Origin of the sequence: Methylorubrum extorquens (assembly GCF_024169925.1) — a bacterium.
Lineage (GTDB): Bacteria > Pseudomonadota > Alphaproteobacteria > Rhizobiales > Beijerinckiaceae > Methylobacterium > Methylobacterium extorquens_A.
In genome coordinates, this window is record NZ_JALJXF010000001.1 from 3,194,161 (window position 1) to 3,219,117 (window position 24,957).

The following is a 24,957-nucleotide window of genomic DNA, read 5'->3' on the forward strand; positions in this document are numbered from 1 at the left end:
GGCGCCGGTCTTCTCTTCGTGTCAAAGGGTTTTCGTCCGGATCGATATCGGCTTCGCCTGATCCGGTTCAGCAGCCGACACAGATATCCTTCATGAGGAAACTGTCCTTGAACTGAGGTTCAGGCTTCTGCGCGGCCTCGCCGCTTGTCGGCGCGCCCAAGACCTGCGGGCGAGGGATGACTCTTCCTGTCGGCGCGACATGCGGGGCCGTGATCGTGGTCTCCGGGCCACCGCCCGTCCCGGTCTGCGCCGGATGATTCATCGCGTTTGCGACCGTGGGCGCGACCAGGCAGATCGCGCCGACGACCGCGATTCTCAAAGATGTCGTTCCATTCACGCTTCGTCTCCCTGTTCGATTGCGGATCCTTCTCATATCTTGCGGATTCTTCTTATGTCTGGGCGTCTATTCCAAATATGCGCCGCCTCTCACCAAATCTGACCGGTCTTTGACTGCAATCGATCCGTCACGATTGGATCTATTTTAAACGAACTGTCGCGATCCCTCCCTCCACGGCGCATCGCGATGCGTTCAGCGTGTTCCGGGGAGATGACAGATCAGCGGGTTCGCTCGACGGCCGCCGCTTTGATAGCTCTTTGCGTGGCCGATCGAGCCGGTCATGTCCTGCGTCGGGTTTCCGCCGGGACGTTTCACCACGATATCGCAGTACATCCGATTGGGATCGCCGGGGCCTTGTAGGTCCATCGTGCGCCGAGCCAGCGCCAACGTCGGCAGCAGGATAGGCGCGACGGCAGCAAGCAGACCCAGTGCGCGGCTTAATCCACGAAACAACAAATTTCTCCTGTCTTGCAGAGCGCGGCCCAAACAAGAGGCAAATTGATTAAATATAAATCTCATAATGGAAGCCAAGTGCGTAAGAACACATCCGAGATAATGCAACAGCTTTGCACAAAGTCGAAATTATAATCAGGAATAAATCTACTGTTTAAACGTGTTAGGCTGGTAGCAACCCGAAATTTACGGGGCAATACGCTCGCTAGCATCCCGATATGACTTGGTCCCTGACCCGCTCCGAGAAAACGCTTCGGATCACATCCGGCGATTTACGGTCGGCCGCGAACGGCTATGCACCGCTGCTCACGGGGTTGAGCGGATCGTACGTCGATCCAAGCGGGTCATCGCCGGGCGAAACGGATGGCAAGGCCAGCGGCCGTCTTCTTCGGACAGGTCGTCCTGCTGCACTATGACCGCGCCGAGCGCGAGGGCGGCGACGGGCTCGGTGACTGTTAGCGCGTCACCACTCCCACTCCGCGCCGACGCCGACCGAGGTGCGGCCATCACTGCCGGCCTCGCCGTTCAGCTTGATCCGCCGCGTCACGTCGTAGTTGATCGTCGCGGCGGTGTCGGCGGGCTTGGCGCCGGCCTTCACGCCGACGCTGATGCGGTCGTTGATGTAGCGCGAGGCGCCGACCGCCGGGCCGCCGCTCGCGCCCGTCGAGACATCGAGGCTGTCGAGGCCGAGCCCCTTGCGGGCCGCCTCGAACACGTCGGGGCCCCCTGCCCCGCCGGAAAGCTGCGCCACGGCCTGAGCCAATTGCAGCGCCTGGAACGCCGAGAGCCCGGCCGCCGCCTTCTTGAACAGGATGCGCGAGAGGATCTCGTCCTGTGGCAGGCTCGGATCTGAGGAAAGCGCGAAGACGGGCTGCGCGGCGGGGCCGGTGACCGCGACGCGGGCGGTGACGTCGGCGGCCTTGGTCTCGGCAGCGAAGTCGAGGTCGGGCTGGGCGATGTCGCCGGCGAAGAACACCCGGCCCCGGGTGAAATCGAGGCGCTGTCCGCCGAGGCTGAACACGCCGCGGCGCAGCGAGAAGTCGCCGTTGGCCTGCGGGTCGCGCGAGGAGCCGGTGACGTGCAGTTCGCCGCCGAGCTCCGCGTCGATGCCGCGTCCGCGCACGAAGATGCGGCTCGGCGCACTCACGATCACGTCCAGACCGGCATCGAAGGGCGGGGTTGCCTTCTTCCGGCGGCCGGCTGCGTCGATCTGCGCCTTGCGCTCGGCCCGCTTGGTGAGGCGCTCGCGCACCTCCGGGGTCACGTTCACCCGTCGGATGCCCGGAAGCGGCTGCACCGTTGCGGGCAGGCGGTCGGGCACCGAGACATCGATGGACACGACATCGATCCGGCCCTTGATGACCGGTTTGCGGGCGAGCGGCCCCGAGAGGGCAAGGTTGAGGCTTGAGACGGCCGTCATCAGCGGGCTCGACACCAGTTCGGCCCGGTCGGCGGTGATGCGAAGCGTGCCGGGAAAGCCGGAGGCCGGTTCGACGGCGACGCGCCCGTCCACGGAGAGGCGCCCGCCATTGCGGGTCGCCGCGGTCAGCCGCTCGATGACGATCGTGTCGCCCCGGCCCGTCACCCGACCCTGGATGTCGGTGATGCGGATGCCGTTGATCGGATCGGTGAGGCTGCCCCCCGAAAGCGTCGCCGAACCTTCCACCTTCGGCGCCGCGACCGTGCCGGCCACGCCCGCATCGAGCCCGATACGGCCGGCGACCCGCTGCCCGCTCCCGCTCAGCATCGAGTTGGCGAGCGCCGCGTCGAGGTTGCCGCGGGCGCGGAGATTCAACCAGCCGCCGGCTTCGACGGGTACTGTGCCCGTTACGGTCACGTCGGCGCCGCGCCCGGCCGAGACCCGCCCGTCGATGCTGGCCTCGCCGTCATTGAGCCGACCGTTCGCCCGCGCGGTGATCGGCGGCAGGCCGGCCTTGCGGGTCTCCGGCGTCACGAGGCCGGCGACGGTGAGGGCATAGCGCCCTTCCGGCCGCGCGGCGGTCCCGTGCAGGTCCGCCTCGCCCTCCAGCGTGCCGGAGAGCGCGAGGCTCGGGCTCGCAATCCGCGCGAGCGACAGCGGCAGGGCACGGATGCCGAGCTTGAGGTCGAGATCGGACCCGGCCCGCCCCTGAACGCTGATCCGGCCGGAGCCCGCGGCCACGACCAGATTCTCGATCAGCGCGGAGCCACCGTCGAGCGTGATCGCGGCGGGGCCAGCCAGCGCCAGACGGTCGCCGCCGCGCTGCGCCGAGAACCGGGCAATCTCGATCCGCGTGCGCTCGGCCGGGATCAGCCGCGCGGCGCCATCAAGCGCGAAGCCGCGGGCCTGGGCGGTGAGGGTGATGTCACTCGCCGCCGCGGTGCCGTTGGCGGTGAGCCGCACCGTATCGACGCTCTGGCCCGCCGCCACGAGCCGCCCGATATCGGCATGGCCGTCGATGACCGGATGCGCTCGAAGATCGCGGCCGGTGAGATCCGCGTCGAGCTTGGCGAGGCCGAACGTGTCGTAGCGCAGGCTGGAACCCGTGGCACGGATCGTCGCGTCCTGACGCCCGCCCGCGCGGGTGAGGGTCACCGCCGCATCGAGGCTGCCGCCCATGGGTGCAAGCGCGAGCGGTGACAGGTCGCCGAGATCCCCGGCGCGGACCGTCAGAGCTCCTTCGGCGAGGAGGCTGTCGGCATTGAGGACCGCTTGTCCGTCCGCGGCGACGGAGCCGAGAGCGAAGGCAAGCCGGTCGAGGGCGTAGTCGCTCCGGCTCGGCCGGGCGATGTGGGCCTCGGCCCGCAACGGCTTGCCGGCGATATCGCCGGTCATGCGCAGCGTGCCGTCCAGGGCGTCGCGGAGGTCGTTCAGCGCCGCATCGAGGCGCAGATCCCGAATCGGACGCCCGTTGGCGCTCACCTCCGGTGCGCGGAGCGCGGCGGTGACGGCCGGCTTGAGCAGGGAGCCGGTCAGCCGCGCATCGGCGCTCGCCGGCCCGGACAGGCGCTCGTCGAAGGCGGAGAGGTTCTTGAGATCGACGCGGGCGGCGACATCGGCGGTCTTGGCGTTCGCCTGCCCCTGGAGGGTGGCGACGAGCCCCGCGCCCTCGAAGCGCAGGCGCTCGAAACCGTAGCCGTCATAGGTCTGCGAGACGCGTCCCGTCAGTGCCGGAGTGCGGCCGACGAGCCGATCGGCGGTCGCCTCGCCCAGCACGAGACCGCCGCCCCGCAGGTCGAGGTCGGCGGAAAGAGCCTTGCGGGCGGGATCACCGCTCAAGACCGCCTTGGCATCGAGACGACCGGCGAGGGTCCGGCCGACGATGCCCGAGAAAGCGCCGACATCGGACAAAGCTGCCTCGAGTGTGCCGGCCAGCGTGTTCTGCCCGATCCGTCCGGCATAGGCGGCGCGGGCCGTCTCCGACTCGACGGTCAGGGTGGTGACATCCAATACGCCGTCCGAGCCGGCGGCGGCGCGTAAGGTGAGCTTGGCGCGGCTGCCGACGGCACGGCGTAGCGCGGGATCGGCGAGACGCAGGCCGTCCATGGCCGCATCGGCGGTGATAGCGAATCGTTGCGCCTTATCGGTGCCCGTCGGCTCGACGTTCAGCACGGCATCGATGCGCTCCAGGCTCGATTCGCTGGTGCGCAGACCGGCGGCCTTGAGGTTGCCCTTCACCCGCGGCGCCGAGAGCAGCCCCTTCAGGCTGCCGTCGAAGACGAGGGTGTCCAACTCGGCATCCGCCGCCTTGGTGACGCCGCCCTCGGTCGGGACCGCCCGCGCCGAGATCGTGAAATCCGCGACCCGGTCGGCGGTGAGGGTTCCGCCGACCGCGAGCCGCGCGGTGCGCGAGGCAAGGTCGAGCCGGTCGATGCGGAACGACCCCGTATCGGAGAAGGCCATGCCGCCGTCGAGCTTGGTCTCACCGGAGAAGATCGCCGCGGCCGGGCCCGGCACGAGGCCCTCGATGCGCGAGGTCAGGTCGAGGCTCAGGCGACGGTCCGTGCCGATGCGCGAGAGGCGCGCGCCGCCTTTGGCACCGATGTCCGGGCCGGCGTCGAAATCGAGCTTCGCATTGAAGGAATCGAGGGTGCCGCGACCGTCGAGGTCGAAGTTGATCGGCGGTGTGCCGGGGAGGTTCGCGGCCTTCGAGAGAAGCCCGCCCTGTGGCTCGACGAGGCTCGCCTTCAGTTCCAGGCGCTCGCCCTTGGGCACGAACAGGAGCCGGGCGATGAAGCGACCGGCCGCGTCGAGGCGGCGGAAATCGGCGCTGACGTCCAGCCCCTCGGAGGGGTTTCCGAGCTTGGCCTTGCCATCACCGGCGAGCCGCGCCGGTTGGCCCGCGACGCTCTCGCCCAGCACCAGTTCGGCCAGCGCGAAGCTCTTGATCTCGACCTTCACCGGCAGGTCCGGCAGCAGGCTGCCATCGGGATCGGCCTCGACCGGCGTCGGGCCGGGTACCGGCTTGCGCAGGACTTCGAGGCGGCCGATCTCCAGAGTGTCGACTTCGAGCCGACCGGACAGCAGCGCGAGGCGCCGCCAGACCAAGCGAGCGCGGTCGAGCTTCAGCCACGGACCGTCGGAATCGCTGATGACCACGTCGCGGATCGTGGCGTCCGAGGACAGGGCGCCATCGACGGCGCCGATCGTGACCTGCGACGAGGGGGTCGAGAGCGCCTTCGACAGGAGGCCGCCGAGCACCGTCTTCTCGCCATCGGCGGCGCGGGTGTCGTCGGTGGCGATGAGGGCGGAGAGAAGCAGGGCGATTGACAGGAACGCGGCCGCGAACAAAGCACTGCCGCGGTCTCGGCCCCTCCCCTCGCCCGCCGTGGCGGCCGGGCTGCGACGGTGTCGTCCGCGAGCAGAAAACGCCATTCAGAACGCCTGTCCGAGGCTGATGTACAGGGCTACCGGCAGCTCGCGATTTCCCTTGATCCGGTCGAGTGGGAAGGCGAGATCGGCGCGGATCGGACCGATGCCGGTGTAGTAGCGGACGCCGATGCCCGCCGCCTTGCGGATACGCTCATCGAAATCCGGCAGTGTCGAGGCGAAGGCGGTGCCCGCATCGAAGAACGGCACGACGCCGATCGTGTCGGTGACCTTGATCCGGGCCTCGATCGAGGCCTCCAGAAGGCTGCGCCCGCCGATCGGCAGGTTGAACGGCCCGCGGGGCCCCAGCGTGCGGAAGGCGAAGCCGCGCACCGAGCCGCCGCCGCCTGCAAAGAAGCGGAAATTGTCGGGGATCTCGTCGAGCCGGGCGCCCGAGACCGAGCCGAAGCCGACGCGGCCGGCGAGCACATATTTCCGCTCGTCGTCGAGCGCGTAGTAGGTCGAGCCCTGCGCCTTCGCGACGAAGATGCCCGGATCCGAGCCGAGGAAGCCGGGATAGGGCGCTGCCGACGCGATCACCCGGAAACCCTCGGTCGGGTCGAGCAGACTGTCGGTCGAGTCGTAGGTGACTGAGAGGGGCACGCCGATCAGCCGGTAATCGACGGTGCCGATGGCATCCTTCGATCGGCCGACCTGCCCGTCGAGGCCGATCTGGGCCGAGAAGGTGTCGGAGAAACGGTGGCGGACCGCGACCGAAGCCCCGGCCGCGTCCACGAAGTAGCTCTGCTGCACCTCGCGGGTAACGAAGAGGTTCGCCAGCAGATCGTTGCGGGTGCCGCCGAGTGCCGGCTTCACGAAGGTGGCCGAGAGGCGCCCGCCGAGGCCGGTCGTGTCGATGCCGGCAAGCTTGCGCTGGGTTGCGAACGGATCGAAGCCGAGGCCGAGATAATAGATGTCGGCGTCGAGCCGCAGCGTCTCGCCGCCGCCCCAGAGGTTGCGGTTGGCATAGTAGGCGCGCACGCCCGGCCCATCGACCGTGGAGTAGCGCGCCGAGACGCCGATGAGGTTGCGTTCGCGCTCGCTCACCTCGACGAAGATCGGCAGGTTGCCCTGCGCATCGAGGCTTTCGCCCTCGCGTACGCGGACCGCGCCGAGGCCCTCGATGCGGGCGACCGAGCGACGGATGTCGGAGACCGCCTTCGGCGAGTAGGGATCGCCGGGCTCGGAATAGATGAACGAGCGGATCACCGCCGGATCGATCCCGTTGGTCGCCTTGACCGACACTTCGCCGAGCCCGGCCATCGGCCCGGGATCGATGGTGAAGGTCACGTCCATGACGTGGGCCGCGTCGTCCACGACGGGATCGCGCGTCACGGCCTTGGCGAAGGGGTGGCCGAGGGCGCGGAAGCGATCGACGATCTTCGCCTCGCGGGCGAGCACGGTCGCCGAGCGGGCTGGAACGTCGTCGCCGGTGCGGGTGAAGCGCTCCGGCAGCACCTCGTCCGAGAACGGACGGCCGCGGGGGTCCAGGGCGCGCACGGTGCGCAGGGTGTAGGCGGGACCGAGATCAACCGCGATCTTGACCGGAACCAGCGCCCGTGCGCGCGACGCCTCCGCGGCACGGGCGGCGGCGGACAAAGATGCCTCGCCGCCCACCGGGATGCCGTCGATCCGGATCGAGACGGTGCCCTGATAATAGCCGTAACCGGACAACACATCGGTCAGGCGGCGTAGGTCTGCCTCGGCGCGCCGCACCAGCCCCTCCCCGTCCGGCGGCGCCTCCTGGCGCAGGCGGTGGAGCGTCGAGGTGTCTTGCAGGGCCCGGAGAATGTCCGAGTCGTCGGTGCCGGTGATCCGAAGGCTGTAAGGCAGTGCCGTCGCGCTCGGCGCCGGCGGCTCCTCGTCCGAGCCGAACAAGCCGAACAGGTCGAAGGCTGCGGCCGGCTGCGGCAGCAGGACCAAAGCCGCGACACTCAGAAGAACGCCACCAAAGACCGGCGAACGCAGCAGGCAGTTCATCCGGACATGCATTCGCTGGGTGGGGTCCGCTGCTCGTGACGGGCGATGCCTCCAGGAAAGCATCCACGTATTAAGTACCCGTCGATCCCATGCGCGGCTACCCCGGCCCCGCTTGGCACAGTGCGAGATCGAGAAATGGTGAGCGGACAACGGCCGGGTGTACCCGATGCGCCGCAGTTCGGGGCTGGCCGCCGTGACACGCGGCGCGTTCGGGGACGCGGCCCTACTCTTCGTCTCCGATGACCGTGATCTGAGCCGGCAGCGGCAGACTGATCGTACAGCGCAGACCCTGCGGTTCGAAGGCGAGGGTCGTCTCCGCCTTCAACTCGTAGCGGAGGCTGCGTTTGAGCACTTCCATGCCGAAGCCGCAGTGCGACGGCGCTGGCTTGAGGTCGGCGAGACCGCTTTCTTCCCAGACGAAGGTCAATCGCGGGCGGGAGCCAGCCGACTCTACCGGCTGCGACAGCGTCCAGGTGACGTGGATGCATCCCTGCGGCACCGTCAGGGCGCCGTGCTCGACGGCGTTCACGGCGAGTTCGTGGATGGCCATGGCCAGCACCTCCGCCGCGCCGGGGCGCAGAAAGAGGCTCGGGCCGGAAATCGCCACCTGTTCCCCCTCGCGCGCGAGATGGACAAGAAGTTCATCCGCGACGAGGGAGTGCAGGCCGATCCCCTCGGGTACGCTGCGCATCAGGGCATTGAGCACGCGGGCGAGCGCGTCGAGCCGTCCGTCGAGATGAGCGACATAGGACTCGACGGAATCGCTCGTCTCGGCGGAGCGTCGGATGATCGCCCGCAGCATGGAAAGCGTGTTGCGCACCTTGTGACGTAGTTCCGCAGGTAAGCCCGTCTCGTCGAGGAAGCGGCGCAGGCGCCGATTCTCGGCCTCCAACTCCTCGATGCGTGCGTCGCGCGGATCCTGGTTCATGACCTAGCCGTTCGCTGACTTTGGTAGGATGAATCGGCCAGTCGCCGATCCTTAATCCTCGTCCATGACTGACGAATCGCGCTCATGATGGAGATAGGACGGGTCGAACAGCGAGGCGGCCTGGAGTGCCGGAAAGTCCGGAATCGTCAGCTGTCGGCCGCGCAGCCGGATCAAACCTTCCGCCCGCAATTCCTTGAGGGTGCGATTGATGTGGACCGTGGAGAGTCCCATCGCATCGCCGAGATCGGCCTGGGTGATCGGGAACTCGCAACTGGTATCGCTCGTCATGCCGACGGCGCGCAGACGCAGGAACAACTCGCAGAACAGATGCCCGAGCCGCTCGGTCGCCAATCGCTGACCGAGGCTGACGGTCCATTCGCGCTGGATCGCCGACGTCACGAGCATTTCCCACCACAGCGCCTCCGCCACACGCGGAAATTGGACGGAGATCTCCCGTATTGCGGCTTCCGAAATTTCGGCGAGAACCACCGAGGTCAACGTACCGAGAGAGTGGTCCATCTTCCGCAGCACGAAGACATGCGGATCGCACAGATCACCGGGCAGAAAGATCGAGATAACCTGACGGCGTCCATCCTCGAGTTGCTTGTAACGGCAAGCCCAGCCTTCGAGCACGACGTTGACATGACGCGGCCGGTCACCGTCGCGGACCACGTCTTCACGCGGTCCCAGCCTTCGTGTCGGCTGAGCGATCTTCTCCAACGCCTGCTTCTCTTCGGAAGTGAGGCGAATGAAGTTTTCCAGCTTGCGGACGAGCAGGTTTGCCACTGGGTTTCCTTGGCCTAGTCGAGGCAACCTAGCGCTCTCGAAATCGAGCTGAACTAACGTACGTTATTTTGGCATCCGAAAGCATTGAGCTGTGAACAGAATCATGCCACCGGGCCGAGGGCGTACGGCCGCAGGCATTCGCTTCAGGTTGCGTCGCCGAGGGGCTCGAGTCGCCTGCCGCCCCGCCAATCAACCCGATCGACAAACGCTGCAAGAGGCGGAATGGTCGGCCGAAATTTTTGAACGTGAAGTTTGGTGGGGGAAGTAGGACTCGAACCTACGAAGCTTACGCAGCGGATTTACAGTCCGCCCCCTTTGCCGCTCGGGACATTCCCCCAAACCGGGTCACCGCGTGTCTTTCGCGGCGGGCGAGGTCCTTATGATTAGGGCGCGAACGGGTGTCAACCGATCTGCTCGGCCCAATTTCTATCCACAGGGCGCCACATCGCAGATTCGGACCTGAGCCCGCTCCGCCCCCCGCCAGCGGTCGCATGACAGGGTTCCGGCGATGTGGAAGCTCCGGCCGATCCCGCCGAGCAGGGCGACGCCCAGCGGTCCCTGCGCGGCCCTGAAGGCGATCGCGCCGACCGCCTGCCCGTCCCCGCTGACGAGGCGGGCGCGGACATGCCCGTTGCCGACGATCCCGGCATCGACAATGCGGTGGCGGGGCAACGCCATCACCGGCTCGGGCGCCCCCTGCCCGAACGGGCCGGCCCGCTGGATCAGGCGCACGAGTTCGGCGGTCGCTCCTCCGGCGCTCACGGTGCCGTCGATCAGCAGCGCCTCGGCGGCACGGGCCCGGCCGACCGCCTCGACGAGATCACCGGTGAGGCTTTCCCCGAAGGCGGTGAGGCCTCCGGGCGGGAGGGTCACGCCCGCGGCCATGGCGTGCCCACCGCCTTTGACCGCAAGCCCCGCCTCGACCGCGGCGCGCACGGCACCGCCGAGATCCGCCCCGACGACGGAACGGCCGGAGCCGACGGCGCTGCCATCTGGCTTCACCGCGAAGGCGAATGCCGGCCGGCCGAATCGCTCCTTGAGCCGGGCTGCGATGAGGCCGACAATGCCGGGATGCCATTCCGGAGAGGCGGCGATCAGGATCGGACGGTCGGGATCGCGGGTCAGGTACGCATCCATCTCCGCCTCGGCCTCGGCGACGGCCTGCGCCTCGATGGCCTGCCGCTCGCGGTTGAGCCGATCGAGTTCGTCGGCGATGCGACGGGCCTCCATCGGATCGGCCGTGGTGAGAAGCCGCGCGCCGAGACCGGCATCGCCGATCCGCCCGCCGGCATTGATGCGCGGCCCGAGGAGAAAGCCGAGATGCCACGCCTCGGGCGGCTCGCTCAGTCCGGCCGCATCGAGCAGTGCTGCCAGTCCCGGACGCCCGCGCCCGCGCATCACCGCAAGCCCCTGGACGACGAAGGCGCGGTTGAGACCGGTCAGCGGCACCACGTCGGCGACGGTGGCGAGGGCGACCAGGTCGAGGAAGTCGGTGAGGCGCGGCTCGGCGGATGTTGCGAAGACGCCATCCCGCCGCAGTCGACGGGCCAGTGCGACGAGGGTCATGAAGACCACGCCCGCCGCGCAGAGATGGCCGAGGCCGGACAGGTCGTCGAGACGGTTCGGGTTGACCAGGGCGCGCGTCTGAGGAAGCTCTTCCGGCGCGCCATGGTGGTCGAGCACGATCACGTCGAGGCCCAGGGCCGCGGCGGCGGCCAGCGGCTCATGGCCGGCGGTGCCGCAATCGACGCAGACCAGTAGGCCCGCGCCCTCCTCCCGGAGGGTCGTGACGGCGCCGACATTGGGGCCGTACCCTTCCGTAATGCGGTCGGGAATGTGGATGCGAACCGGTACGCCGAGGGCTCGAAGATAATCGGCAAGCAGGGCCGCGCTCGACGCGCCGTCGACGTCGTAATCGCCGAAGATCGCCACCGCTTCGCGGGCGCGCACGGCATGGGCAAGCCGCTCGACCGCCGCCTCCATATCCACGAGGACGGAGGGGTCCGGCATTAGGTCGCGCAGACGCGGGGCGAGGTAGGCTTCCGCCTCCGCCGGCCGTACGCCGCGCCCGACGAGAACGCGCGCGAGCAGATCGGGCAGGCCATAGGCCTGGGTCATCGTCACGGCGAGCGCTTGGAGGCTCGGATCGCCGCAGCGCTCGCGCCAGGGCCGCCCGAGCGCCGAGGCGGTGACGTCGAGGAATGGACGCGGGAGGCCCGAGGGCGGATCGATGAGCATGGCGGCGGTCACGCGGCCGACCATAGTCGCTTTCGCGCGCCGAGGCTGCGCCCCGCAAACGACAACGGGGCAGGCGATTGCTCGCCCGCCCCGCCGCGCTGCCGGTCGTATGGACCGGTCAGAGGTTCTTGACGATCGAGTCGACGACCTTCTTGGCGTCACCGAACAACATCATCGTGTTGTCGCGGAAGAACACCTCGTTCTCGACGCCGGCATAGCCGGAGCCCATGCCGCGCTTGATGAAGAGAACGGTCTTGGCCTTCTCCACGTCGAGGATCGGCATGCCGTAGATCGGCGAGGCCTTGTCGGTCTTGGCAGCCGGGTTGGTGACGTCGTTGGCGCCGATCACGAAGGCCACGTCGGCCTGCGGGAACTCGCCGTTGATGTCTTCCAGCTCGAACACCTCGTCGTAGGGCACGTTGGCTTCGGCCAGGAGCACGTTCATGTGCCCCGGCATGCGGCCTGCCACCGGGTGGATGGCGTACTTCACCTCGACGCCTTCCTTCTTCAGCATGTCCACCATCTCGCGGAGGCTATGCTGAGCCTGGGCGACCGCCATGCCGTAGCCCGGCACGATGATGACGCGCTCGGCGTTCTTCATGATGTAAGCCGCGTCGTCGGCCGAGCCCTGCTTGACGGGGCGCGTCTCGACTTGGCCGCCACCGGCCGCCGCGGCGGAATCACCGCCGAAGCCGCCGAGGATGACCGAGATGAACGACCGGTTCATCGCCTTGCACATGATGTAGGACAGGATCGCGCCCGACGAGCCGACCAGCGAACCTGTGATGATCAGCGCGAGGTTGCCCAGGGTGAAGCCGATGCCGGCCGCCGCCCAGCCCGAGTAGGAGTTCAGCATCGAGACGACGACGGGCATGTCCGCGCCGCCGATCGGGATGATGAGCAGTCCGCCCAGGGTGAAGGACAGGAGCACGATCAGCCAGAAGACGAGCTTGCTCTCGTTGCCGATGAACACGGCGATCAGCACCACCAGGGCGATGCCCAGCGCGATGTTGATGGCGTGCCGCTGCGGCAACATGATCGGCTTGCCGGACATGCGCCCGTCGAGCTTGGCGAAGGCGATGACCGACCCGGTGAAGGTGATCGCGCCGATCGCCGCGCCCAGCGCCATCTCGAACAGCGACTCCTTGTGGATGTGGCCGTTCTCGAGGATGCCGACCGCCTGGGGAGCGTAGAGCGTGGCCGCCGCACCCGCCACGGCGGCGAGGCCGACGAGCGAGTGGAAGGCCGCGACGAGCTGCGGCATCGCCGTCATCGGCACCCGCTTGGCGATCACGGCACCGGCGCCACCGCCAATGCCGAGGCCGAGCAGCACCAGGATCCAGGCGCCGAACCCGGCCGGCGGATGGCCGACCAGGGTCGTGAGCACGGCGAGTGCCATGCCGATCATGCCGTACAGGTTACCCTGTCGCGACGTGGTGGGGTGCGAGAGCCCCCGCAGCGCCATGATGAACAGGACGCCGGCGACGATGTAGAGAAGGGATGAGACGTTTTCCGACATCGCCTCAGGCCTTCTTCTTGTACATGCCGAGCATGCGCTGGGTGACGAGGAAGCCGCCGAAGATGTTCACGGAGGCGAGGACGATGCCGATGAAGCCGAAGAAGCGGGCCCAGCCGGTGCCCTTCTCGATGAGCGGCACGCCGGCCGCCAGGAGCGCACCGACGATGATGACCGACGAGATCGCGTTGGTCACCGACATCAGCGGCGTGTGCAGGGCCGGGGTCACCGACCAGACAACGTAGTAGCCGACGAAGATCGCGAGCACGAAGATCGCGAGCTGGAACACCGTGGGATCGACGGCGCCGTGGGTGGCGGCGGCGATGCCGTGCCCGAGCGAGTCGGCGATCGACTGCGCTTGGGCGGCGTTCTGATGGGCGATGTCAGCCGCGGCGCGCGCGGCCGAGGCAGCGGCCTGGGCCTGCTCTGCAGGTGAGACGGGCGGAAGGGGGGTTGCCATGGTGAGATCCTCCGCGACCGATCAGGCTTTGGGCTGAAAGTTGGGGTGGACCACCTGACCGTCGCGGGTCAGATTGGTGGCCTTGACGAGTTCGTCGTCCCACTGCACCGCCAGCGCCTTCGACTCCTTGTCGATCAGGGTCTCGACGAAAGCGTAGAGGTTGCGGGCGTAGAGGCTCGACGCGGTAGCCGCGAGGCGGCCCGGCACGTTGACGTGGCCGACGATCTTCACGCCGTTGCCGACGGTGACGATCTCACCGGGCTTTGCGCCCGCGACGTTGCCGCCGCGCTCGACCGCGAGGTCGACGAGCACCGAGCCCGGCTTCATCGAAGCGACCATCTCCTCGGAGACGAGCTTCGGCGCGGGCCGGCCAGGGATCAGCGCCGTGGTGATGACGATGTCCTGCTTGGCGATGTGGCCCTTGACCAGCTCCGCCTGCTTCTTCTGGTACTCGGCCGACATCTCCTTGGCGTAGCCGCCGGAGGTCTCGGCCTGCTTGAACTCGTCGTCCTCGACGGCGACGAACTTCGCGCCGAGCGATTCGACCTGTTCCTTGGTGGCGGGCCGCACGTCGGTGGCGGTCACCACGGCACCCATGCGGCGGGCGGTGGCAATGGCCTGCAGGCCGGCGACGCCGACGCCCATGATGAAGATGCGCGCGGCCGGAACGGTGCCGGCGGCGGTCATCATCATCGGCAGGGAGCGGCCGTACTCGGCGGCGCCATCGACCACGGCGCGGTAGCCGGCGAGGTTCGCCTGCGAGGAGAGGACGTCCATCACCTGCGCGCGGGTGATGCGGGGCATCAGCTCCATGGCGAAGGTGTTGACACCGGCCTCGGCGGCAGCCTTCAGCGCGTCCTCGTGCCCGTAGGGGTCCATGATCGCGACGACCGTGGCGCCCTTCTGGGTCTTGCCCAGTTCCTCGGCATTGAGACGGCGGACCTTCAGGACGAGGTCGGCGCCGGAGAGAGCTTCCTCGGCGCTTCCGGCGATCTTGGCGCCGGCGGCCTCGTACTCGCCATCGGGCACGCCGGCCTTGGCGCCGGCTCCCGATTGCACGACGACATCGGACCCCAGACCTATGAACTTCTTGACCGTTTCTGGGACGGCCGCGACCCGTGGTTCTGTCGGGTCCGTCTCCGTCAAGACGGCAATACGCATCAGTTGCTCCCGTTCTTACAGCCGCCTTTCGGCGTGCCGGTATCCGAGCTTGCTGGGAAGTTCAGATTTGGAAAAGGCCGACGCAGTAAGTCGGCCTGGAAGTCTCGATCCTCAGCTCAGGAAAAGGATCGCGAGGAGTGCGGCGAAGACGAAGGCCTGGGCCTTCCAGCCGATGGCGGGGACGAAGGCGCCGATGGCTGCGGCCACCCAGGAGACCAGCACGCCGATGATCGCGGTCAGCCACGCTTCGTGCACGCCGCCGATCGCGAGAGCGGTCACCCAGCACAACACCGTGACGGTACCGATCTCGACGAAGCGGACGAAGCCCCGATAGGTCTGCTCGTGGGTCTTCTCGTCCATCGCCGGGCTGTAGTGCATGCCGGTGAGGGTCTTCGTATCCGCCATTGCGCGCCCGTTCCCTGGTATCGTTTTGCTTGTCACGCGCGGATTTAGCGCAAGGCAACTCCGCTCGCAATCAGCTTGACGGTCGCGCTGGGGAGTCGTGAGCCGGCTTTTGTCAGACCGGAGCCGGCAGACCGGCTTCCGCGAGCGCCGTTTCCTGACGCTCCGAGAGCATTTCCAGTGAGAAACGCTCGATCTCGGCTTCGAACAGGCGGTGATAGTTCAACTCGGACCGCAAGTGCAGGAAGACAGCACCGAGCCCGACCGCCGCACGGTCCATGAACACGAATTCCTGTGGAATCGTGACCGGCCCGCGCTCCTTCAGGGCTTGATGTACAGAGAAGGCCTCCCGCCTGCCGTAGGCTCCGGGTTCGATCCCATCCGCGACCGTGCGCGTGCGGTCTTCCAGCAGCGGCCCGTAGATGAAACGGGCCCAGATATTGAGGATGTCGACGGTCTCCTTGTCGAGCTGCTTGAATCCCCAGACTTCGTAGGCGTGGACCACGCGATCCCGGTCGTTTTCCAGCAGACCGCGATAGAGATCGACGACGCCGCCGACGAATCGCGGGTGGAAGATGCGTACGCATCCGTAGTCGAGCAGGTTGATGCCCTGCGCCTCGCCGCCCTCGGAAAAGACGGTGTAGTTGCCCAGATGCGGATCGCCGTGGATGACCGCGGCGCGGCTGAACGGATGCCACCACGCCCTGAACATGGCTTGGGCGATGCGGTTGCGGATCTCGATCGGGGCGTCGGCGAAATTCAGGATCCTTTCGCCGTCGAGCCAGCCGAGGGTAAGAAGGCGTTTCGTCGACAGGGTGGGATGGACCGTCGGCACCCGCACCGAATCAACGTCCCTGAGCACGCTACCGTAGAGCTCGGCATGCTTGGCCTCGCGGCCGTAATCGAGTTCTTCCCGCACCCGGGCGCCGATCTCCTTGGCAATCTCGGAGGTATCGAGCCAAGAGTTCATCCGGCGATGCAGCGCAAAGGCGACCTGAAGCTGCTTCAGGTCGGCTTCGACGGCCGACTGCATGTCGGGATATTGGAGCTTGCAGGCGAGAGCTGCCCCGTCGAGCGATTCGGCGCGATGGACCTGCCCCAGCGAGGCGGCGGCGGCCGGCTTGAGATCGAAGCTGCCGAAGCGGCTCTGCCAGTCGGCCCCGAGTTCGGCCATCATCCGGCGCTTGACGAAGGCCGCGCCCATCGGCGGCGCATCGGCCTGAAGTTTCTGCAATTCGGCGGCATATTCCGGCGGCAGCAGGTCCGGCACGGTGGCGAGCAGCTGCGCCACCTTCATGATCGGCCCTTTGAGGCCGCCGAGCGCCTGGGCCAAAGCCGCCGCGTTGTTCAGGCTCGCACCGTCCTTGCCGCCGAACAGGCGCGCCGCCGCCATCCGCGCGGCCACCCCTCCGACATTGGCGCCGACGCTGGCATAGCGGCTCGCGCGGGCGGTGAAGCGGTTGGCTTCGCGGTCGGTCTCGGCCATGGATTCGGATCGATTCCTATCGGGACTCGACCGGAGATAGGCACCGCCGGGCCTCGCGCCCAGGGCGCTGGGGCGGCGCGCCGCGGGTGGCGCTACGCTTTCGGCCAGTTGTCTCGGATCCAGCGGGTCAGGCCGGATTCATCGATCTCGCCCGCGGCGAGGCCACGGATCATCAGCACCGCCTCCGCCTCGGCAACGAAGAAGTCGATGTCGTTCAGACCGAGAAAGGTCACGAACGCCAGCAGTGCCGCGCGCTTGTTGCCATCGATGAACGGACGGTTATTGGCGATTCTGAAAGCGTAGGCCGCGGCGAGTTCGGACAGGTCTGGCTCGCCGTAGCCCGCGCGGTTGGTGGGCCGACCGACGGCCGATTCGAGCGCCCCCTCGTCGCGCAGACCCGAAGGCCCGCCGAAGAGCTTGAGTTGCTGTGCGTGGATGGCCTGGACGAGCTTGCTCGTGAGCCAGATGATTTCGCTTACTTCGCAAGCTCGGCGAGCGCGTTCCGATAGGACTTCATCGCCTTACCGGCGATCTTCATGCCCTTCTTGAAGGTCGGGTCGTAGGGCGAGAGATGCAGCGTGCCGTCGGCGTTCTCGGTGACGTGCAACCAGTCACCCTGATCCAGCTTGAGCCTGCCGACGAGTTCCTTCGGCAGGATCAGCCCGGTCGAATTTCCGATGCGCTTGATTGCGAGTTTCATGGAATTGGCCCTCGCGCCTATCAGCGTTCAACACGCTCGGGCCACAGCCCATAGAATGTGGGCTACGCTCCCTCCATCGCCTCCAGCTCCGCGATCATCCCCTCGATCATCCCGAGACCAATCTGCCAGAAGCCCGGATCGCTGGCGTCGAGCCCGAACGGCTTCAGCAACTCGCCGTAAGGCTTCGAACCGCCGGCCGACAGCAGGGCGAAGTAGCGCTCGACGAAGCCGGGCTCGGCGCGGGCGTAGACGCCGTAGAGCGAGTTCACGAGGCAATCGCCGAACGCGTAGGCGTAGACGTAGAACGGCGAGTGGATGAAGTGCGGGATGTAGGCCCAGAACGGCTCGTAGCCCTTGTCGAGGGTAATTGCCGGACCGAGGCTCTCGGACTGCACCGACATCCAGAGTTCGTTGATCTGCTCGGCCGTCAGCTCGCCCTTGGCGCGGGCGAGGTGGACCTTCCGCTCGAACGAGTAGAACGCGATCTGGCGTACCACCGTGTTGATCATGTCCTCGACCTTGGCCGCCAGCATCGCCCGGCGCTGGGTCGGGTCCGTGGTCTGGCCCAAGAGGCGCTGGAAGGTCAGCATCTCGCCGAACACGCTCGCCGTTTCGGCCAGCGTCAGGGGGGTCGGCGCCATCAACGCGCCGTTGGGGGCGGCGAGCACCTGATGCACGCCGTGGCCGAGTTCGTGCGCGAGGGTCATCACGTCGCGCGGCTTGCCCTGGTAATTCACCAGCACGTAGGGGTGGGCCGAGGGCACGGTCGGGTGCGCGAAGGCGCCGGGCGCCTTGCCGGGCCGGGTCGGCGCATCGATCCAGCCGCCGTCGAAGAATTTCTTGGCGATGCCGGCCATGTCCGGTGAGAAGGCGTCGTAGGCCTCCAGCACCGTGTCGCGGGCCTGAGCCCAAGGAATCGTGCGCTGCTCGACCTTCGGCAGCGGCGCGTTGCGGTCCCAGTAGGGCAGCGCCTCGACGCCGAACCACTTGGCCTTGAGCCGGTAATAGCGGTGCGACAGCCGCGGATAGGCCGCGCGCACGGCCTCGACCATGGCGGCGACGACCTCCGGCTCGACGCGGTTCGAGAGGTGGCGGGCATCGGCCACGTCCTTGAAGCCGCGCCAGCGGTCAGAGATCTCCTTGTCCTTGGCCAGGGTGTTGGTGATCAGCGTGAAGATACGCAGATTCGCCCGCAGGGTCTCGCCGAGCGCCTGCGCCGCCTCCTGGCGCACCGCCCCGTCCGCGTCCTGAAGCTTGTTGAGCGTCGGCTCCAGCGTCAGGCGCTCGCCCTGAACCGAGAAGCGGAGTGAGGCGATCGTCTCATTGAACAGCCGGTCCCAGGCGGCGTTCGATGTCACCGACTTGTCGAGGAACAGCTTTTCCGTGCGGTCGTCGAGCTGGTGCGGCTTCTCGCGCCGCAGATCCTCGATCCAGGGCCGGTAGTGGGCCAGCGGCCCGGCCACCATCGCGGCATCGAGCACGGCATCCTCGACGCGGTTCAACTCCAGACCGAAGAACAGCAGGTCGCCCGAGGCCGTAGTCAGCCGCTCGCGGGTGTCGCCATAGAACTTGGCGCGGGTCTCGTCCGTCGTGTCGCCGGAATAGACAAGGCCGGCATAGGACATCAGCCGCCCCATCAGATCCTCGATCCGCTCGAAGGTCTGCACCGACTCGCCGAGCACGGAAGAGGCATCCGGCCCGGCCGCGATCTCGGCAATCCGGCCCGCATAGCGTTCGGCGAAAACTCGACTCTCCGCCTCAGCCCGGTCGAGATCGTCGCGGAAGGCCGGCGCGTCCATGCTCGGATAGAGGTCGGTAAGGTCCCATTCCGGCAGCACGCCGAGATCGGCCGCCTGCAGCGCCCCGCGCACCGCCGCGAGTTCCTCAGCCCCTCTCGGCAAGTCCGGCGACAGGGCGGCGAAAACGGCTCGGCTCGACATGATGTGCTGTTTCCTCGACGTAGTGGATCGCGGGTTCGGCATCGGGCGCGCCCGCGCAGCCAGAGTCAGATATCGAGCGCAGGGCCGTCACGATCAACTGCGCTCCGCAATCCCAGGCGCGTGAGGGCCGACGGATGGTTCCGCCGGGCGGGCCATCACGCCGTTTGGAGGGCCGTGCGGGTTAAATTCGAGCGTCGTTAAGCGGCGCTTTACGCTCTTCGGCGACCCTGTGCCTCGAAACGAAACAGCCGCCGCCATGCGCCGCCGGTTCCCCTTGGGAGGCCGGTTCGGCCCGCGGCCGGCTTGAGCGGAAAGCGAGGCGCCCCGCATGTCGACCACCGTTCTCATCATCGACGACGATCCCGTGCAGCGTCGCCTCGCCGAGGCGATGGTGCGTCGCCTCGGTTTCCAGGCACAGATCGCGGAGAACGGCCATGACGGGCTCAATCTGCTGCGCGGCGGCGAAAGCGTCGATGTCGTGCTGCTCGATCTCGTCATGCCCGGCGGCATGGATGGACTGAGCGTCCTGGCCGAGATGCGCAAGAGCGGCATCGATACCCCCGTCATCGTTCAGACCTCGAACGGCTCCATCGACGCGGTGGTCAACGCCATGCGGGCGGGCGCCGTCGATTTCGTGGTCAAGCCGGCCGGCGCCGAGCGTCTTCAGGTCTCGATCAAGAACGCCCTGCGGGTCGATCAGCTTGAGGAGGAGGTGCGCCGGATGCGCCGCCGCGCCTCGGGCGCGCTGGGCTTCAAGGATCTCGCCTCGAAGAGCCCGGACATGGAGCGGGTGATCCGGCTGGCCGAACGGTCGGCCAAATCGAACATCCCCGTCCTGATCGAGGGCGAATCGGGTGTCGGCAAGGAGGTTCTGGCCCGCGCGATCCAGGGCTCGGGCGACCGGCGCGGCAAGCCGTTCGTCACCGTGAACTGCGGGGCGATCCCCGAGAACCTCGTCGAATCGACCCTGTTCGGTCACGAGAAGGGCGCCTTCACCGGCGCCACCGAGAAGCATGTCGGCAAGTTCGTGGAAGCGTCGGGGGGCACGCTGTTCCTCGACGAGATCGGAGAACTGCCCCTCGATGCTCAGGTGAAGCTCCTGCGGGCGCTGCAGGAGGGCGAGGTCGATCCCGTGGGCGGCAAGCGCGCCGTGCGCGTCGATATCCGTCTGATCTCGGCGACCAACCGCTCGCTGCTCGACCTCGTAAAGCAGGGCAAGTTCCGCGAGGATCTCTATTACCGCCTCAACGTCTTCCCCATGACGCTGCCGCCGCTGCGGGCGCGGCGCGAGGACATCCCGGATCTCGTGCGCTCGTTCTGCGCGCGGTTCGCGGCGGAGGAAGGCAAACGCCTGCGCGGCATCACGGCCGAGGCGATGGCGCTGCTCTCGCGCTATCCCTGGCCCGGCAACGTGCGCCAGTTGGAGAACGCGCTGTTCCGAGCGGTCGTGCTCGCCGACGGCGACGAACTGACGGTGGCGGAATTTCCGCAAATCGCGGCGCAGGTCGAGGGTTTCGATGTCCGCATCCCGCCGTTACCGGCGCAGGCTGCCCTGCCCGCGGGCGGGCTCGAGCCGGTGCGGGAGATCGTCCGCGTCGAGGTGCGCGATCCGCACGCCATGTCGCTCGTCGTCGAGGACACCGGCGACATGAAGACGATGGAGGCGGTCGAGGCGGAGGTGATCCGGTTCGCCCTGCAATTCTACCGCGGCCGAATGTCCGAAGTCTCCCGCCGCCTCGGAATCGGCCGATCGACCCTCTACCGCAAACTCAAGGAGCTCGGCCTCGACGAAGAGGAGCGCTCCGAGGACGCCGCCTGAGGCCGGAACAGTCGTTCAGAGCGGTCGTCCCGAAAGAGGGTCACACCTCTCGGCACGACGCATTGGCCTTCCGCCCCTCGCCTTCAGGTTCCGGCTCGGCCGTGGCATGTGGTCGTGTGGTTGCGCACGGCCGTGCTTCGGTCGATGATCTTTAAGCAGAGCTGCGGCAGTCTCGGCCGTATCCAGGGAGTTGCCGACATGCGCGCTGCATCGGAAGCCGGAACGGGCATCGTGCGGACCTTGTCCGTCGCGCTGGCGGCCCTCCTCGCTTTCAGCCAAGCCCCGGCCTGTGCCGAGGAAGCGCCGGCCGCGACGGAATCGGGCGTCGTCATCCGTAAGGCCGCCGTCGATCTCGCCAACGAACCGGCGGTCACGACCGACGCCACCGACGGCGCGGCAGCGACCGTCGATGCGCCGCCCTCCGGCGAGCCCGCCCCCGCGCCCGCTGCCGAGGGGCCGCCGGCGCCCGTCGCGCCGAGCGAGCCGCTTCCGGCGGCCGTCTATGCGCGTCTCACCGATTCCGCGCCGCTGCTCCAGCGACTGACCGGCAAGGATCGCGAGGCGATTCAGGCTTTCTACGCGCTCGGCAACTTCAAGCCGGTCTGGATCGAGAACCGGACCTTTACCGCCGCCGCCAACGCGGCCATCGCCCGCCTGCGGGAAGCGGGCGAGGACGGGCTCGATCCGAACGCCTATCCCGTTCCAGTCGTGGGCAAGCTCAGCCGCCCGGACACGGAGGCCGAGATCGCCGAGGCCGACCTCAAGCTCTCGGCCGCGCTCGCCCTCTACGCCCGCGACGCCCGCGGCGGACGGGTGAACCCGGCCACGATCTCAAAGCTCATCACGCCCACCCTCGACCTGCCGCCGGCTGACACGGTGCTGACCCGCCTTGCCGCGGCGGGTGCGGGGGCCGGAGAGGTGCTGCAAAGCTACAATCCGCGCCAGCCCGGATACCTCGCCCTGAAGAAGCGCCTCGCCGGACTGCGTGCCGGCCGGACGCAGGGCGTGCCGAGCGTCAGGTTGCCCGACGGGCCGGATCTCAAGCTCGGGATGAGCGATCCGCGCGTACCGCTGCTGCGCAGCCGCTTCGGCCTGGACGCGCGCCCCGCCGGCACCCTCGATATGGCACCCGGCGAGGCGGATGCCTACGACCGCTCCGTCGCCGATGCCGTCAAGAGCTTCCAGCGCAGCCGCGGCCTCCCGGCGAGCGGGACGCTCACCCGCGCGACCGTCGCCGCGCTTGCCAGCCCGAGCGTGCCGAAGACGAGCGCGAGCGAGGCCGACCTTCTCGTCAACATGGAGCGCTGGCGCTGGCTGCCGCCCGAACTCGGGCCGAACTACGTTTTCGTCAACGTGCCCGAATTCAAGCTGAAGGTCATTCGCGATGGGCAGGTGCGTGACGAGACGCGGGTGATCGTCGGCAAGCCGACGAGCCCGACGCCGACCTTCTCGGGGATGATGGAATACGCCGTCGTCAATCCGTCCTGGTACGTGCCGCCCTCGATCCTGAAGCAGATGCTGGCCTCGGGCCGCACCGCCGGGTTCGAGGTGGTGCGTCGGGGCGGCAACATCTCGCTGCGCCAGCCGCCGGGGGAGCGGAACGCGCTCGGCTTCATCAAGTTCATGTTCCCCAACCAGCACGCGGTCTACCTGCACGACACGCCGAACCGCTCGCTGTTCTCCGCCTCGACCCGCGCCTTCAGCCATGGCTGCGTGCGCGTGGACGACCCGTTCCGCTTCGCCGACGCGGTGCTGCCGAACTGGACGCAGGAACGCCTCAAGAAGCTGATCGGCAAGGGCGAGCGGACGCTGCGCCTGCCCGAGAAGCTGCCGGTGCACCTCGCCTACTTCACGGCGGAAGTGGACGATCTCGGGACCTACCGCACCCTGACGGACCTCTACGGCTACGATGGCCCGATGAAGGTCGCGCTGGGGCTGAGCCCCCGCTCGGACGCCGTGGCGAAGGGGCCCACGAAGGAGAAGCGCCCGAGTGCCGAGGCCTCCCGCGCGGCTCCGCGCCAGGCGATCGCGCGTGAGGCAGTACGCAGCGAGCGCCGCGCTGCCCCCCGCCGCTCGTCGGACATGTTCGGCGAACCCGAAAACGCCCCGACCTACGCGTATCCGCCGCGCAGCTACTGGTAGAGCGGCGATCGCGCGCCTTTGCCAACATAGATCATCGGCGCCGTCATTCCGCGCGGGACAGCGTCGGTCCGCGTGCCGTCTTGCATCTTGCGAGGCTCTTTTTTGCCACGGTTGGCCCGTAGCCGTCTTCGAAAGACGGTGAGCAGCACGGGCCCCGACGACCCGCCTTTCCGGTCCTCGGCCATCCTTGCGCCCCGCGGCATCGCCGATGCCGCGCCGTTTCGCGAGGTGAGGACCATGCTGCGCACGATCCGGGACCGCCTGTCCTCGAAACGCACTTCGCCCTCCCCGCGCCTGAAGCGCCTCGCCTCCGCCACCGGCGCGATGGCCGCCCTGCTCATCGCCGGCACGGTCGAGACGCAGGACGCGGTCGCCAACGGCGACACCCGCAGCCTCTCCATGGTGCATGAGCACACCGGCGAGACGCTGAACGTCACCTTCAAGCGCGACGGGCGCTACGATCGCGCCGCCCTCGACCAGATCAACTGGCTCATGCGCGACTGGCGCGAGAACGAATCGGTCAAGATGGACCCGCGCCTGTTCGACGTGGTGTGGGAGGCGCAGCGTTCCGTCGGCTCGACCGCGCCGCTGCGCATCGTCTGCGGCTACCGCAGCCCGAAGACCAACGGCATGCTGCGTCGCCGCTCCTCGGGCGTTGCCGAGACCAGCCAGCACATGCTCGGCAAGGCCATGGACTTCTTCATGACCGATGCCTCGATCGACCAGATCCGCGCTGTCGGCATGCGGATGCAGCGCGGCGGTGTCGGCTGGTATCCCCGCTCGGGCTCGCCCTTCGTGCATCTCGATGTCGGCTCGGTGCGCTCCTGGCCGCGCATGAGCCACGACCAGCTCGCCCGCTTGTTCCCGGACGGCAAGACCGTCCACCTTCCCGCCGACGGCAAGCCGCTTGCCCGCTACGAGGAAGCCCGCGCTGAGATCCTCTCCCGCGGCGGCACCGTGCTGGGCTACACGGCGCTGGCCAGCGCCGACGAGGTCGGCGAAGGGCCGGGGCTCAAGGGCTTCTTCGCCTCCCTCTTCGGCGGAAGCGGTGGGACGGATGCGCCGCCGGCCGCGCTCGCCAGCGCCGCCGTGCCGTCGAAAGCCCGGGCCAAGCCGAGCATCGCCGTCGCGAGCGCCGATCCCGCCGATGCGACTGCCGCGATGGCCTATGCCGCACCGGCCGCCTCCGAGGCTCTGCGCGCGACGAGCCTGCGCCGGGACGGCGCCTCGGCCAAGGAATTGCTGACCGGCGAGGCGGATCAGGCGGTGGTCGCGCCGCTGCCGCCGCGGCGTCCCTCGGAATTCGCCGTCGTCGCCACCGCCCTCACCATTCCGCTGCCGCCGCAGCGCCCGGTGCAGCTCGCCTCTCTCAACGGTGAGGGCTTAGGCGGCATGGTTCACGTCGCGCAGGCCGGAAGCGAGACGCGCGACGAGGCGCCGGAGCCGGGCGCCATCGAGGCGCGTCTGGTGCCGGCGGATGCCGACCCGCGCGAGCAGGTCCGCAGCCTGTTCTTCGCCGCGGTTCAGGGCATCTCGGAGCCGGCCGCACCGACCGCCTTCGTCCGCGTGGCGCTGGCGCGCTCGCGCCCCGACGAGGCGCTGCCCGCCGAAGCGCTTCACATCCCCTCGGTCGAGGCGCTGGGCGGACGGTTCTCGGCCGAACCGGCGACTTTGTCCGCCGCCCGCTTCTCCGGCTCTGCCACGCAGAGGCCGGCTGCCGCCCGTTGACGCCGGGGGCGCCCGCGTTCCATTCGGGGGAA

18 protein-coding genes and 1 tRNA gene are annotated in these 24,957 nt (G+C 68.2%); 3 read left to right on the forward strand and 16 right to left on the reverse strand.

Going from position 1 to position 24,957, the window contains the following annotated elements:
• Positions 1–67: 67 nt before the first annotated feature.
• The 16 genes from J2W78_RS15135 to J2W78_RS15210 all read right to left on the reverse strand — a co-directional run bounded on the left by J2W78_RS15135 (position 68) and on the right by J2W78_RS15210 (position 19,236).
• Positions 68–337 (reverse strand): hypothetical protein, encoded by a 270-nt coding sequence (locus tag J2W78_RS15135; protein ID WP_253371788.1) that lies wholly within the window; start codon positions 335–337, stop codon positions 68–70.
• A gap of 192 nt (positions 338–529) precedes the next feature.
• Positions 530–790 carry a hypothetical protein gene (locus J2W78_RS15140; RefSeq protein ID WP_253371790.1) on the reverse strand — a complete coding sequence of 87 codons (261 nt, stop codon included), beginning with the start codon at positions 788–790 and terminating at the stop codon, positions 530–532.
• A gap of 463 nt (positions 791–1,253) precedes the next feature.
• A complete protein-coding gene (locus tag J2W78_RS15145; protein WP_253371791.1) occupies positions 1,254–5,645 on the reverse strand; it encodes a translocation/assembly module TamB domain-containing protein in 4,392 nt (1,463 codons plus the stop codon).
• Entirely contained in the window at positions 5,646–7,631 is a 1,986-nt protein-coding gene (locus J2W78_RS15150) for an autotransporter assembly complex protein TamA (protein WP_253371793.1), read from the reverse strand. It lies immediately after the preceding gene.
• Positions 7,632–7,842: 211 nt separating this feature from the next.
• Positions 7,843–8,547, reverse strand: coding sequence for a sensor histidine kinase (locus J2W78_RS15155; RefSeq protein ID WP_253371795.1), 705 nt, complete (start codon positions 8,545–8,547; stop codon positions 7,843–7,845).
• A 51-nt stretch (positions 8,548–8,598) separates the two neighbouring features.
• The gene (locus J2W78_RS15160; protein ID WP_253371797.1) at positions 8,599–9,333 is read right to left on the reverse strand and encodes a Crp/Fnr family transcriptional regulator; all 735 of its coding nucleotides are present in this window, start codon (positions 9,331–9,333) and stop codon (positions 8,599–8,601) included.
• Between the two features lie 253 nt (positions 9,334–9,586).
• Positions 9,587–9,670: transfer RNA gene (locus J2W78_RS15165), tRNA-Tyr, on the reverse strand.
• A gap of 89 nt (positions 9,671–9,759) precedes the next feature.
• The gene (gene recJ / locus J2W78_RS15170) at positions 9,760–11,595 is read right to left on the reverse strand and encodes a single-stranded-DNA-specific exonuclease RecJ (RefSeq protein WP_253371799.1); all 1,836 of its coding nucleotides are present in this window, start codon (positions 11,593–11,595) and stop codon (positions 9,760–9,762) included.
• A gap of 94 nt (positions 11,596–11,689) precedes the next feature.
• Positions 11,690–13,090, reverse strand: coding sequence for an NAD(P)(+) transhydrogenase (Re/Si-specific) subunit beta (locus J2W78_RS15175; protein WP_253371801.1), 1,401 nt, complete (start codon positions 13,088–13,090; stop codon positions 11,690–11,692).
• 4 nt (positions 13,091–13,094) lie between these two features.
• The gene (locus J2W78_RS15180) at positions 13,095–13,547 is read right to left on the reverse strand and encodes a proton-translocating transhydrogenase family protein (RefSeq protein WP_004446455.1); all 453 of its coding nucleotides are present in this window, start codon (positions 13,545–13,547) and stop codon (positions 13,095–13,097) included.
• A gap of 21 nt (positions 13,548–13,568) precedes the next feature.
• On the reverse strand, positions 13,569–14,708 hold the full coding sequence (locus J2W78_RS15185; RefSeq protein WP_253371802.1) for a Re/Si-specific NAD(P)(+) transhydrogenase subunit alpha: 1,140 nt from the start codon (positions 14,706–14,708) through the stop codon (positions 13,569–13,571).
• Between the two features lie 111 nt (positions 14,709–14,819).
• Entirely contained in the window at positions 14,820–15,113 is a 294-nt protein-coding gene (locus tag J2W78_RS15190; RefSeq protein ID WP_253371804.1) for an aa3-type cytochrome c oxidase subunit IV, read from the reverse strand.
• Between the two features lie 112 nt (positions 15,114–15,225).
• A complete protein-coding gene (locus tag J2W78_RS15195; protein WP_253371807.1) occupies positions 15,226–16,596 on the reverse strand; it encodes an ABC1 kinase family protein in 1,371 nt (456 codons plus the stop codon).
• A 92-nt stretch (positions 16,597–16,688) separates the two neighbouring features.
• Complete coding sequence (locus J2W78_RS15200; RefSeq protein WP_253374051.1) at positions 16,689–17,066, reverse strand: type II toxin-antitoxin system death-on-curing family toxin; 378 nt, start codon at positions 17,064–17,066, stop codon at positions 16,689–16,691.
• 5 nt (positions 17,067–17,071) lie between these two features.
• On the reverse strand, positions 17,072–17,296 hold the full coding sequence (locus J2W78_RS15205) for an AbrB/MazE/SpoVT family DNA-binding domain-containing protein (protein ID WP_253371809.1): 225 nt from the start codon (positions 17,294–17,296) through the stop codon (positions 17,072–17,074).
• A 62-nt stretch (positions 17,297–17,358) separates the two neighbouring features.
• Positions 17,359–19,236 (reverse strand): M3 family oligoendopeptidase, encoded by a 1,878-nt coding sequence (locus tag J2W78_RS15210; protein ID WP_253371811.1) that lies wholly within the window; start codon positions 19,234–19,236, stop codon positions 17,359–17,361.
• Positions 19,237–19,564: 328 nt separating this feature from the next.
• On the opposite strand from J2W78_RS15210, the gene J2W78_RS15215 reads away from it, so the two are divergent.
• The 3 genes from J2W78_RS15215 to J2W78_RS15225 all read left to right on the forward strand — a co-directional run bounded on the left by J2W78_RS15215 (position 19,565) and on the right by J2W78_RS15225 (position 24,925).
• Complete coding sequence (locus J2W78_RS15215) at positions 19,565–21,055, forward strand: sigma-54-dependent transcriptional regulator (RefSeq protein ID WP_253371813.1); 1,491 nt, start codon at positions 19,565–19,567, stop codon at positions 21,053–21,055.
• 198 nt (positions 21,056–21,253) lie between these two features.
• A complete protein-coding gene (locus tag J2W78_RS15220) occupies positions 21,254–23,197 on the forward strand; it encodes a L,D-transpeptidase family protein (RefSeq protein WP_253371814.1) in 1,944 nt (647 codons plus the stop codon).
• Positions 23,198–23,434: 237 nt separating this feature from the next.
• On the forward strand, positions 23,435–24,925 hold the full coding sequence (locus tag J2W78_RS15225; protein ID WP_253374052.1) for a DUF882 domain-containing protein: 1,491 nt from the start codon (positions 23,435–23,437) through the stop codon (positions 24,923–24,925).
• Positions 24,926–24,957 lie beyond the last annotated feature (32 nt).